This window comes from Longimicrobiaceae bacterium (assembly GCA_035696245.1).
In the GTDB taxonomy this organism is placed as follows: domain Bacteria; phylum Gemmatimonadota; class Gemmatimonadetes; order Longimicrobiales; family Longimicrobiaceae; genus DASRQW01.
In genome coordinates, this window is sequence record DASRQW010000089.1 from 1 (window position 1) to 12,710 (window position 12,710).

At 66.0% G+C, this 12,710-nt stretch carries 9 protein-coding genes; 2 read left to right on the forward strand and 7 right to left on the reverse strand.

Annotated elements, in window-relative coordinates; translation table 11 throughout:
* Positions 1–2: 2 nt before the first annotated feature.
* The 5 genes from VFE05_04175 to aceB all read right to left on the reverse strand — a co-directional run bounded on the left by VFE05_04175 (position 3) and on the right by aceB (position 7,820).
* Entirely contained in the window at positions 3–653 is a 651-nt protein-coding gene (locus VFE05_04175; GenBank protein HET6229252.1) for a hypothetical protein, read from the reverse strand.
* Between the two features lie 528 nt (positions 654–1,181).
* Positions 1,182–1,943 (reverse strand): hypothetical protein, encoded by a 762-nt coding sequence (locus tag VFE05_04180; protein HET6229253.1) that lies wholly within the window; start codon positions 1,941–1,943, stop codon positions 1,182–1,184.
* 266 nt (positions 1,944–2,209) lie between these two features.
* Positions 2,210–3,238 carry a hypothetical protein gene (locus VFE05_04185; protein HET6229254.1) on the reverse strand — a complete coding sequence of 343 codons (1,029 nt, stop codon included), beginning with the start codon at positions 3,236–3,238 and terminating at the stop codon, positions 2,210–2,212.
* Between the two features lie 1,664 nt (positions 3,239–4,902).
* Complete coding sequence (aceA, locus tag VFE05_04190; protein HET6229255.1) at positions 4,903–6,189, reverse strand: isocitrate lyase; 1,287 nt, start codon at positions 6,187–6,189, stop codon at positions 4,903–4,905.
* Positions 6,190–6,218: 29 nt separating this feature from the next.
* On the reverse strand, positions 6,219–7,820 hold the full coding sequence (aceB, locus tag VFE05_04195; GenBank protein HET6229256.1) for a malate synthase A: 1,602 nt from the start codon (positions 7,818–7,820) through the stop codon (positions 6,219–6,221).
* A 630-nt stretch (positions 7,821–8,450) separates the two neighbouring features.
* Here aceB and VFE05_04200 point away from each other — a divergent pair.
* Positions 8,451–9,137: a GntR family transcriptional regulator gene (locus VFE05_04200; GenBank protein ID HET6229257.1), complete on the forward strand. Its 687-nt coding sequence runs from the start codon at positions 8,451–8,453 to the stop codon at positions 9,135–9,137.
* 88 nt (positions 9,138–9,225) lie between these two features.
* Positions 9,226–9,885 carry a GntR family transcriptional regulator gene (locus tag VFE05_04205; protein HET6229258.1) on the forward strand — a complete coding sequence of 220 codons (660 nt, stop codon included), beginning with the start codon at positions 9,226–9,228 and terminating at the stop codon, positions 9,883–9,885.
* A gap of 354 nt (positions 9,886–10,239) precedes the next feature.
* Here VFE05_04205 and VFE05_04210 read toward each other — a convergent pair whose 3' ends face one another.
* Complete coding sequence (locus VFE05_04210) at positions 10,240–12,042, reverse strand: GWxTD domain-containing protein (GenBank protein ID HET6229259.1); 1,803 nt, start codon at positions 12,040–12,042, stop codon at positions 10,240–10,242.
* Between the two features lie 308 nt (positions 12,043–12,350).
* Positions 12,351–12,710: hypothetical protein (locus VFE05_04215; protein ID HET6229260.1), on the reverse strand; the 360-nt coding region annotated here is incomplete at its 5' end.

A 12,710-nucleotide genomic window follows, 5' to 3' on the forward strand; every position in this document is an offset into this window, starting at 1 on the left:
CCCTACTCGTCGAGCGGCCAGTACTCAGCTTCAAAATGCCAGATAGAGTGGTGTAGTGCTTCATATGAACCTCCCGCCGTCATTCCACGGCCAGCCATCAGGGCCGCTATGTCCCCGCCCACTCCCATCCGCTCTTGGAACTCCAGCGTGACCTGGTGCGCCAAGAGGTGCCCTTCGGTTCGATCTCGGGCCATGGTGCGGAGATCGGGGTCCATCTCTACCCATGGACGCAGATCATCAGGCACCCGCGGAGGTAGCTTGGGCTTACCGAACTGCGAGTGCACACGCCTCACCAGTGCGCCGCTATTGTCGAATTCCACACGCAAACCGAGCTGGCTCGCGGCCTCTGGAACATTCACTCGAGTGCCAAGCCATCCTTTCTTTGACCGAACCTCGGCACTCACTAGCCGCAACTCCTTGGCACCCAGCGCAGACGCGAGTTGTCGAAACGCCGCTTCCTTTTCCTTCGCCAACACCCGGGCGAAGTCCTCGGGAGGGATATAGTGGCCGTGCAAAATAGGGTGCTGGACATACACACTCCCAGACCTGGGAGTGTGGCCGACGCCGAATTGAAAGAGTCGTATAGCCTCGGACTGGTCGTACAGCGCGATCGGTATCCCCAATCGTAGCTCCGCTTCTAGCTGCTCGAGCACTCTATCTGTAGACCAATCCCGCATTCCAAACCGAGCCGACGCCGATAAAACTCCCTCAATCACTGCGGAGGGAATCATCAACGCGAGTGAGGGGGTAACCACGAGGGTACGTGAAGCGGTTGCGCGTGCGGCGCATCCGCGAAGGTCTTGATGCGAAGCGACAATGATGACGCGGCGATCTTGCGGTGCAGTTTGGCTATTTCCCTGCGGCACGACCCCTCCACGGTTGCGAGAACGAGTTCACGGTGTCGCACCAGCGACAGATTCTCGGTAGTACGCCCTATCCTGTCACCTCAACGCCAGCCTGAGAACGCGTATGCGGGACGCGCTCCCTGCGGCTGCTGCGATGCTTGTCCAGCGGCCAAACGGATCAAGGGTCAGGGGTGCGGGGCCGCTCGCGATACCAGCGTGCACGATGGATGACCCCGCATCCCCTGCAGCCGAATTGTTAGGCCGAAACCTGGTAGAGGCAGCGATGTTTATCTGTTTTAAAGTGAGGTGCGACGGTGCTTCCGGACTGACAGGCTGTTACATCAGTGCCAAAACCAACGAGTCCACTCTGGTCGGAAGCTTAAGCTGGGTGGTCCACACGATGCGCCCCTGATTATCAAATTCGATTTTCTGTGGAGGTGACCAAACATCTCCTAGGAGCCACGTGTGACCAGCAAAAAAGCGAACCCTTTGATTGTCGAGCACTTCGTACCGCTGATTGAGCAAATCACCAATTGCTACTGAGGATCCAGGAAATCCACCTCCACCTAAGAAAATCTGCTTGTAGTCCACACGTCCGTTGGAATGAAATACGATCACAGCTCCTTCGCGATACTCTTCATTGGAATTTCTCCAGACCACTTTCCATGAGCCGAGCAATCGATGGCGAAACGCCCCTACTCGTACGATACTGTCTTGACTGTGAGCAAGTGCGTGCTCCGACTCGACCAGTCTTCGAGTCCTCGCAGCTTCTTCCTCGGATGCGATCTGCTCGAGTGTTCGCTGATGGGCTTCGCGCTTGACAACTGCAATCCGTGCTGCGCTATCTCGGCTGAACTGCCGCTGGGCGCCAGAGTCGCCAGGCATGTATTCGACTTGAGTAGCTTCGCCTGATCTCACTAAGTGAGCTGCATTGTGCCGTTTGGGACGGAGAGTGCCGACCAGTGAGATTGTAGATACCATCGCTACTATCCCGGTGACGGAAACCAGGAATGCACTTCGTCTAAATCGTTTGTTAAAGAGGATCCCCGAAGAGAGAACAAAAAGGATGCCCGTTACGATCAACTCAAGAGTGGCCACGGACTACCTCCTGGCTAATGGAGAAACAGGCATAGGAGTACGCGTCCAACATTTTCTTGAGAGGTTGGTGAGGCAGAGGCGGATGAGCGTTGCTGCAGCGGCATACCACTCAGCGGCTTAACGGAGCAAGGGTCAGGGGTGCGGGGCCGACGCGCAAGACTGTCGTCGGCGAAAACGTGGACGGCCCCGCATCTCCTGCAGCCGATTGTTAGGCCGCGCCGGCTCCTACATCTCGGCGGTCCAAAGTGACGGCCGTGTGATCGTACTCAAGGCATGTTGCCTGGCCCAAGCAACATAGGACCTTCGCCCCGGATATGTGGTCTGGGAATGTTCCGAACGACGGGCAGAATCGTTTGCTCTACCAGTTCAGCAATGGCTTGATCACGTTGGGCGCGCAACTGTGTGGCGACCCTCGGATCTTCGATTTTCGCAAGTACCTCGTCAAGAAAGTTCACATGAGAAAGCACTTGGCTGCGCCAGACTTCATACACTTTGGCTACATTCTCGATGCGCAACCGTTCTTGCTCCTCGTTCAATCGGATGGCTGTTGCATCACGAGTTGCTTGGGAGATTGCTGCTTCGGTTTCTGCTTTCTGAGCCTCGGCTACTTGTTGAGCCAGTTTGGCACTCGCTCCAGTTTCGAACAAGGATGCTAAATACTTGAGAGTGTTGGTCGAGCCAGATTTTAAGGTGAGCCAAATCGATCCGGCATCGACCCAGGCCAGCTTAAGACGCAGGTGGCTGGGGATGTTTTCATCACAGTTGATTATGTCCTCGATTACCGCTCCCGTGAGTAGAGGGACCTCTCCAAAAGCCACTAAACTGAGGTTGTAGAGCTTTCGTTTGGCTCGGAGGAGAAACTCGAATTTGGCAAGATCGATCGGCATCTGAACCGGGTAGAGCTCCACAGAAAGTGCCGACGGATCATCTTTTTGAGGTGTTGAGATGCGAACTTCGGATTCATCTGATTGCCCGATGGCGAAAACTCGGTCAAACACACTACTCCCGAGAAGAACATCATGGTGGCCATCGTCGACAACAAGGGCAGTTATCTTGTCTATCTTAATGCTTCCAATTTGCAGTCCGATTTCAACCCTGGGCACGATCATCGACATCCCGCCAGACAACTTCAATCTGGCCGTCTCGGTCACGTGAAAGTGGGCGAGGTGATCAAGCGCTCGTCGCGTAACCAAGACATCATCGTGCCACGTATCGATCCCCGGATCTGATACCTGATAAGATGCGAACGGAACGGCAGGGTCGAAGATCTTTATCGGCACTGTGAGTTCCGGCATGCTGTTGTCCTCCACTAGAGGAAAGAAAAAAGGTAGGAAGAACCCCGGCCATGGCTACAGTTCGCAGAAATGCTCTTCTCCGCGTGTGCTGCCACCGACAAGGCTACGCCAACCTCGATCACTCCCGCTCCAACAACTCGACGAGGGCTTTCAACTCACTACAACGGTCCTTCGCAAGCCGAACGAAAACCTGCGTCCAGCCCTCGGGAGGCTTTCGGAAGCCGGGAGCTCCATCCTGCAAACGCGCTTGGCGAACAGAATGTGGCGAAACGCCGAGCGCTTCAGCCATGTCAGCACTCGTGATCTGCTCGCCAAGAATATTTGCCGCCGTTCGGAAATCCATTTTATTGTCCGCATGATATATGGACAAAGGACTGTCTGCACATCATATTACAACGAGCAGGGCCGACGAACAAGGCGGATGTACCGGATTCCCCTGGCAGAGAATGCCCGATACACCCGCCTGACACGAAACGACCCGAAGGCCGCCCGCTCACCAAAGCTGCCCTGCTGGACGGCGCGGGTCAAGAGGATCGGAGGGTACGATGTCTGACGACCCGAAGGACCCCGCGCCCGCTGCTGCGAAGCCCACCTTCACCATCATCAAGCAGAAGCACAGCCGCTGGTGGGAGGTGCGCGACCCGCTGACGAGCTGGTATGCCTGACGGTGTATCGGAAGGGCGCGCGGGAGGTGGTGCGGCGGCTCGCTGCGTGAGACAACCGCAGTGATGAAAACCACGGCAGCTGCAGAGGGAATCCCTGCAGCTGCCGATGTTGTCTAGCGGCCTTACACGCAATCGGCCGCACAAAGCTAGACTGGCACTTTGCACCTTCCCCTATCGCCGCCACACCCCTACAACACTGGCTAACATGATCACCTGTACGCCTGTGATCCACCAGATCAGACTTGTAAGTGGCCCCCGCACAGTGGCCGCGCCCTGGTGACTAAGGGCGGGAACAGCGAGCGCGTGTAGGAATACGATGGTAAACAGCGCACCGACAGCAATTACGCTTAGCAACAAGTTCCGGCCTGGCACGGTCGCTCCTTCCGATTGATGAAAAGTGGGCAAAACGGGTATGATATACCCCGCTCGCTATCAAACAAAGCCCGCGCTTGTTAATCTCCGTGCCCGAGAAACCTACCTCAAAGAGACGCTTGACAGGCTCGGATTACCCTCCACTCGATGACCCCGACGAACACGAAACGCGCACGGCAACCGCGGGCGCGGATCTCCTGCGGCTGCCGCGGTGTTTTTCCAGCGGCCTAGCTTGTTGTTAACTGGACAGAATTCCAGCTAATCCGCAGAGCGACAGACGTCGTAAATCCGCGTAGAGTCTTGCATTTCCGTACAATCCGCCGCGCGGGCATAGCCGAATCGCCACCATTCCCAATAATACGCGACCCAAGCGGGAGTCAAGTTCACAAATTCCAACCGGCAGGTACAGTAGCGCAGGCCGACGTGACGAACTCGGCGTGCTATCCCGCCTCTCGTCGCGATAACACCCAAACGGAGAGCGTTATCCGGGACGGGCGCGAGTTGGGGCTCCGTAGCCGCGCGGGGAGCGGCGGCCGTTCTGGTTCGTCTACCCGAACACTCGAGGGGAGGCCCGCGCCTGCCGCGGACCTCCCTCGTTCGTGAGGCTCGAACCTGCCGGCATCACCTTTACGCGAACTGCGCGGACTCCGTGCTGCCGACGAGGGCGGCGGTGGACGTCTCGCCGCCGGTGACGGCCATGAGGACCTGGTCGAAGTAGCCGGCGCCCACCTCGCGCTGGTGCTTGGTGGCGGTGTAGCCGGCCTCCTCCAGCGCGAACTCCTCGGCCTGGAGGCGGACGTAGGCGGGCATGCCCTCGGCCGCGTACTCGCCAGCCAGCTTGAAGGTGTGCAGGTTGATGAGGTGCCACCCAGCCAGCGTGATGAACTGGAACTTGTAGCCCATGGCGTTCAGCTCGCGCTGGAACTTGGCGATCGTCGCCGCGTCCAGCTTGCGCTGCCAGTTGAAGCTGGGCGAGCAGTTGTACGCCAGCATCTTGCCGGGGAACTGGGCGTGGATGCCCTCGGCGAACTCGCGCGCCTCGTCCAGGTCCGGCGTGCTGGTCTCGCACCACACAAGGTCCGCGTACGGCGCGTACGACAGCCCGCGCTTGATGCTCGACGCCAGACCGCCCGTGACGCGGAAGTAGCCCTCGGGCGTGCGCTCGCCGGTGAGGAACTCGTGGTCGCGCGGGTCGATGTCGCTGGTGATGAGCGTGGCCGCGTCCGCGTCCGTCCGCGCCACCAGCAGGGTGGGTACGTCCAGCACGTCGGCCGCCAGGCGCGCACCCACCAGCGTGCGGATGAACTGCGCCGTGGGAATGAGAACCTTGCCGCCCAGGTGCCCGCACTTCTTCTCGCTCGCCAGCTGGTCCTCGAAGTGCACGCCGGCCGCGCCCGCCTCGATCATGCTCTTCATCAGCTCGAAGCCGTGCAGCGGCCCGCCGAAGCCCGCCTCCGCGTCCGCCACGATGGGCACCAGCCAGTCGCGCTCGGCTTTGCCCTCGCACCACTCGATCTGGTCGGCGCGCAGCAGGGCGTTGTTCAGCCGCTTCACCACCGCGGGCACGCTGTTGCTGGGGTACAGGCTCTGGTCCGGGTACGTCTGGCCGCTCAGGTTCATGTCGCCCGCCACCTGCCAGCCGCTCAGGTAGATGGCCTGCAGCCCGCCCTTCACCATCTGCACCGCCTGCGCGCCGGTGAGCGCCCCGAACGTGCGCACCGCCTCGTCCTCGTGCAGCGCCTTCCACAGGCGCTCGGCGCCGCGGCGGGCCAGCGAGTGCTCCACGCGGACCGAGCCGCGCAGCTTCACCACCTCTTCGGCCGTGTACGGCCGGTCGATGCCCTCCCACCGCTCGTCGGACATCCACCGGCTGGCCAGCTCCTGCACCTGTGCGTCGAAGTTCTCGCCGTTCATCGTCCGTGTCTCCGAGGGTAGCGCCGGGCCTAGTCCAGATGCTGGTAGGCCGGCAGGGTGAGAAATGGGGCGAACTCGGCGCCCAGCACCAGCGTGTCCAGCAGCTCCACCGCCTCGTCCAGCTCGCGCGAGGCCTCGCGTCCCTCCCGCAGCTTCGCCACCTCCTCGTCCCGGACCGCGCAGTAGATGTCGGGGTTCACGTGCCGGCCGTCTTCCAGCTCGGCGCGGTGCCGGATCCACTGCCAGAGCTGCGCGCGCGAGATCTCGGCCGTGGCGGCATCTTCCATCAGGTTGTAGATGCCCACCGCGCCGTTGCCGCGCAGCCACGCCTCGATGTACTGCACCGCCACGCTCACGTTGTTGCGCACGCCGCCCTCGGTGATCCGCCCGCCCAATATGCCTGGGCTGAGCAGGTCCTGCGCGCGCACCTTCACCTCGTCGTTCAGCACCTCCTTCTGGTTGGGCCTGTCACCGAGAACCCGGTCGAACACCTCGCGCGCCACGGGGACCAGGTCCGGGTGCGCCACCCAGGTGCCGTCGAAGCCCTGGCCGGTCTCGCGCTCCTTGTCCTCGCGCACCTTGGCCAGCGCCACGCGGTTCACCTCGGCGTCCTTGCGGCTGGGGATGAAGGCCGCCATGCCGCCCATGGCGTGCGCGCCGCGGCGGTGGCAGGTCTTCACCAGCAGCTCCGCGTAGCACTTCATGAACGGCACGGCCATCGTCACCTGCACGCGGTCCGGCAGCACGAAGTCGCCGCGGCGGCTGAACTTCTTGATGATGCTGAAGATGTAGTCCCACCGGCCCGCGTTGAGCCCCGCCGCGTGGTCCCGCAGCTCGTACAGGATCTCGTCCATCTCGAACGCGGCCAGGATGGTCTCGATGAGCACCGTCGCGCGGATGCTGCCCTGCGGGATGCCCAGCTCGTCCTGCGCGGCCGTGAAGACGTCGTTCCACAGCCGCGCCTCCAAGTGGCTCTCCATCTTGGGCAGGTAGAGGTACGGCCCGCTCCCGCGCGCCAGCAGCTCCGCCGCGTTGTGGAAGAAGAAGAGCCCGAAGTCGAACAGCGACGCGGAGATGGGTTCCCCGTCCACCAGCACGTGCCGCTCGGGCAGGTGCCAGCCGCGGGGACGGACGATGAGCGTCGCCAGCTTCTCCCCCAGCCGGTACTGCTTGCCCTCCGGCGAGTCGAGCGAGAGGGTGCGGCGCACGGCCTCGTACAGCGTGGCCTGCCCGTCCACCACGTTGCGCCAGGTGGGCGAAAGCGAGTCCTCGAAGTCCGCCATGAAGGCGCTCGCGCCGGAGTTCAGCGCGTTGATCACCATCTTCCGGTCGGTGGGCCCGGTGATCTCCACGCGCCGGTCCTGCAGGTCGGCCGGCGTGGGCGCAACCTTCCACTCCGCCGCGCGTACCTCCGCCGTCTCGGGCAGGAAGTCCGGCATCTCGCCCGCGTCGATCGCCTCCTGCCGCCGGACGCGCCTGTGCAGCAGGTCCTCGCGTGTGGCGTTGAAGCGGCGGTGCAGCCCGGCCACGAAGGCCAGCGCCTCGGGCGTGAGCACCCCTTCTCCCTCCGGCAGCATCTCCCCCAGGACCGTAACGCCATCCACCTCGACACCAGACGCTGCTGCCGGCATGCGGATCCTCCGTTGTGTTTTCGTGGGGTACGGCCGCGCGGGAACGCCGGACCCGACCGGGTCCGCGCTGCATACAAGCATGTTCCGGACCGCACCGCAAGGCCGTGCAGGAGCCGTGTTTATGAGTCTCGCTCACCAACCGGGCGAACATGGTGGACGGACTGGAGATGCGCCCTCGGAAGTGCTGTTACGCATCCCGCGGATCGGGGGTGGACGAGACTGCATTCCGGGGTCGATCGACCGGCATCCACGCAGTCTTCATCCGCGCCCGCGCAAGGCCTGGAGCTCGGCAGATGGGAGTCGGCCTCGGGCGATGTGGAACGTCGTGTGGCGGGGGATGCCGGATGCCGTCGCTCACCAGGCGCGCGGGCGCGCGGGCGCACCTCTGGATCGCACTTCCACATGTCTCGAAATGGCCTATTCAGGATTGCAGCCGATCACAGTGCGACCGCGGAATCCTTGTGGCGCTTGATCCGGCAGGATGCCGCCGCGCCGGGACGGTGCGGCGGGGTCTTGTCGGGGCGTGGAGGAAAAAGCGTATATTGTGTGGATCGCCGCTCCACGCGCTCTCCGATTCGCCGTAACGCGGCGTCCGCCAGCCGGCGGAACCGCTTCCCCCGAATTCTCCAGATGACGTTGACCCGATCCCGGCGGGGACCGGAACCCCCGCGCAGCACCATCGCCCGTGCGCCGCTCCGCGACCAGGTTCACCACGCGCTGGTGGGCCGCATCCTCCGCGACGAGCTGCCGCCCGAGAGCCGCCTGAGCGACAGCGTGCTGGCGGGCGAGCTGGGCGTGAGCCGCACCCCCGTGCGCGAGGCGCTGCTGCGGCTGGAGCGCGAGGGCTTCCTGCAGACCGACCCCGGCCGCGGCTTCTTCGTGAAGGCGCTGAGCGCCCGCGAGGTCCGCGAGGTCTACCCCGTCCTGTGGACGCTGGAGTGCCTGGCACTCACCACCGCGCCGCCGCCGCCGCCCGCCGCGCTGGCCGAACTGGAGTGGCTGAACGGGCAGATCGCCCGCAGCGCCGACGACCCGGAGCAGCGCATCGAGCTGGACACGCGCTGGCACCGCACGCTGGTGGAGGGCTGCGGCAACGCGATGCTGCTGGAGACCATCGCCGGCCTGAAGAGCGTGCTGCACCGCTACGAGTACGCGTACATGATGAACTCCGGCTCGGTGCCCGCGTCCACCCGCTCGCACGACGAGATCGCCGCGGCCGCGGGCGCGGGCGAGACGGAGCGCGCGGCGGACCTGCTGCGCGCGCACTGGCGGCTCGCCATCGACGACCTGGTCCCCTGGCTGGAGACCCGCGGATGAGCATGCGCGGGCGGGGACCGGAGATGCACGGCGTCCACTGTGAGCACACCGCCTCGCATCCCTCCCGCCGATGCGGCCAGCGGGCCCGATGGCGCTGAGCCGCGGGCCCCTGCGCGACGAGGTGTACAGCGCCATCGCCAAGCGGATCGTGCGCAACGAGCTTGCGCCGGGAAGCCGCCTGAGCGACACCGCCCTGGCCAAGGAGCTGGGGGTGAGCCGCACCCCGGTGCGCGAGGCGCTGGTGCAGCTGGAGCGCGAGGGGTTCCTGGACGCGGAGGTGGGGCGCGGCTTCTTCGTGGCGCCGCTCAGCGCCGCCAAGCTGCGCGAGGCGGCGCCCATCTTCTGGACGCTGGAGGGGCTGGCGCTTCGCGCCGCATCCCCGCTCTCCGCCCCCGTGCTCGACGAGCTGGACGAGATCGCGGCCGAGACCGCGCGCAGCCTGGGCGACCCGCAGCGCGTGGTTTGGCTGAACCTGCGGTGGCACCAGCTGCTGGTGGAGGGCTGCGGGAACGAGCACCTGCTCGGGCTTCTGGACGGCTTCGCGCGCGTGCTGCGGCGCTACGCCTTCGCGTACTGGCACGACACCGGCCGCGCAGACGCCTCCGTGGAGCTGCACCAGCGCGTGGCCGCCTCCCTGCGCGCCGGCGACCTGGACGCCGCGGCCGCCATGCTGGAGCAGGGCTGGCGCGAGGCCACGGAGCGCATGGCGAGCTCGATCGACGAGACGAAGGCCGGCGACCCGGAGTGAGCCGCCGGCCTTTCATCTGCCGGATACCGCGGAAGCGTCAGCCCGGCTATCTACCGAGCTCGTGTCCGTATCGCCCTCGCGGTGAATAGGAAATCCGGGAGAATCGGTGCGGCCAGCATCGCCCTGGCGGCTAAAGCCGCGGGCTACGACGGCACGAAGCCCACCGGCGTGGGCTGCTACCGATGGTCGAATCGCTTCGGCGAGACTCCGCGAAGGCAAGCCGATCTACCCGGATTCCGTATGAAATGAAGCCGCAGCCTGCTGCTGGAGCATGATCCCAGGCGGAGATGTACGTGTGCGGGCGTTGTTGCTCGAGGGGCTGCCGTGGGCGACGGCAGCCCCTCGATCGTGCGTCTACCTCGGTTTCGGGACGATGAGCTTGCGGGTGGTGAGCACCGGCGGCTCGGCGCCGCGCTGGACGCTGATCTGGAGGCTGTACTCGCCGGGCGAGAGGTCCGGAAGCGTGACGGCGAGCGAGCGGCCCAGGATGGTGCGGCCGCCGGACTCCTCCTTCCACCCCACCTTGACCGGCGTTCCGCGGCTCGCCAGGCCGATGCGCTCGGCGGCGCGGCGCGCGAAGCCCGGCTGGTTCGTGCGCGCGATGCTCACGCCCAGCGTCAGCGTATCGTTCTGCGATGCCAGGCCGTAGACCTCCCAGAACAGCCCCAGCCTCTCGCCGGGCTTCACGCGGTACGTGCCGCGGGCCAGCGGCGTCGCCTCTTCCAGCGAGGTGGGGAGCGAGTCGCCGCGGGTGAGCAGGAGGATGTCGGAGAGGTGGATGCCGGTGGCCGGGGGCGGCGCCAGCGGCAGGCCGAAGCGGGCGCGGCCGGCGCGCTTCACGCTGTCCGCGCGCACCTCCAGGCTGAGCAGCGCGGGGGCGGGCACCGCGTCCGCCCGCAGCACGCCCCTGGCGCCCACAGCCGTTCCGCGGACCACGATGGGCTCGTGGCCGGTGCCCGGGTCCAGCACCAGCGCGTTGGAGACGGGGCTCGCGGCGGGAACGCTGTCGGCGTCCATGTCGTACGCGGCGAGCACCACGGCCTGGCCGCCGCGCCGGAAGACGGCGACCTGCGGCTCCAGCTTCTCGAAGCTGCGGGCGTACCCCACCGGGTACTGCACGCGCGGCTGGTCCGGGTCCGGCTCCCACGCGTCGGGCTTCAGGGCCGACGGGTTCGCCAGGTCGCGCAGCCGCGGAATGAAGCTCCACGCATGCGATGCGTAGTGGCTGACCACGTTGGCCCGCGCCGCCGTGGGCATCGGCTGGCGTACGCGCTCCCACGCGTCGGGCGGGCCGTACCGGAGCAGAAACTCGCCCAGGTCGCTGCCCCAGCGCAGGCCGTCGGTGCTCTGCGCGCGCTCGTTCAGCCGCGCCATCACCCAGCGCGACAGGTGCTCGGTGCGCGCCTCGTTGCCGGGCGTGCTCACCATGGGGTCCGCGAGGCGCCAGAAGACGCGCTCCACCGAGTCGCGCTGCGCCGGCCGCATGCGGTTGTACTGCCGCCGCTCGCCGGGGCTGAGCAGCAGCCCCAGGTCGGTCCAGTCGTGCCGGCGGCGCTGGGGCATGCTGGCCAGCGCCGCGTCGAACGCGGCCTCGGCGGCGGCGTAGTCGCCGCGCGCGTGCAGCGCGTAGCCCGTGAGCGCGCCGCACCACCACGCGGTCGCCCGGCAGGCGCGGGCGGTCGCCAGCGCGTCGTCTGCACGGCGGGCCTCCACCTGGTAGCGGACGAGCTGGCCCATCACCCACTCGTCGCCGGGGTGCTCCGTCGCGGCGCGGGCCAGGCGCGACACCAGCTCGCCGCGCGCCACGCCCACCGGCTTGGCCTCGGGCGGGGGATCGCGCTTCTCCTCGTCCTTGTCGCCGAACCAGAAGCAGAAGCGGCCCACGATCTCGTCGCACCGGTCCGGGTGCCCGCTGTCGAAGGTCCACGGCAGCTCGTTGAACCGCACGCGCTCGAACTCGCTTTGCGCGGAGCGGGCCCGGCGCAGCGAACGGACGGAGTCGCGCGCCTGCTGGGCGGCCTGCTGCCTGGCCGCTGCGGTGGGCGGGGGCGATGCGAGGCGCTGGGCCGGCGCGGTCTGCGCGTGCGCGGGGAGGGCGAGGGCGGCGGCGCCGAGCGCGGCGAGCACCGTGGGTAGGCGGACGAAGGTGTGTGGCATGGCATGCTCCGGCGCGGGGGATTCCGGATGGCCGCGGCTCGCGGGCGGGTGCCCGGACGGCGGCGCAGGGTCGCGTGCACGACGGCCGCCGCACGCGTGCACGCGAGGGCCTTCGGGTTAACGAACGTCCGCCCGCGGTTTTGACGCCGGAGAACGCGTGACCACTGGGTAGATGGGAGATGCGGCCGGAGCGGTGCCCCGCCGTTCGCCGAGGCACCGCAAGGATCGCGCGCACCGCGGGAGACGCGGTGCCAGGGTTCCGGCCCGTGGGGGAGCCGCTGCTCCGGGAGATGCGCAGCGGGTCGCCGCTACCCGTTCACGTTCTCCGCCTCCAGATCGGCGGGCTCCGCGGCGGAAGCGGGGAACTGCGGTTCCTGGCTGGCGCGGTGCATCCCAACAGCCGCCGCGATGCCGAGGACGAGCGTCACGCCCCGGAGGATCGGGTTCGCGAAGGTCGCGGTCCCGCGCCATCCCTCACCAGCGACGGCACAGGCGGTCGTGAACGGCAGCACGCCGGCGATGCCGAGCAGAATCGCCCCCGCCCAGCTCTTCCCCAGCGGCGCACCCAACCCGAAGACGACCCCGCCCGCGACACATCCTCCCACGTAGAGGCCGAGCATGCGGCCGGTTCCGTACATGTCCGCATGGACCGATCCGCCGCTCTCGAC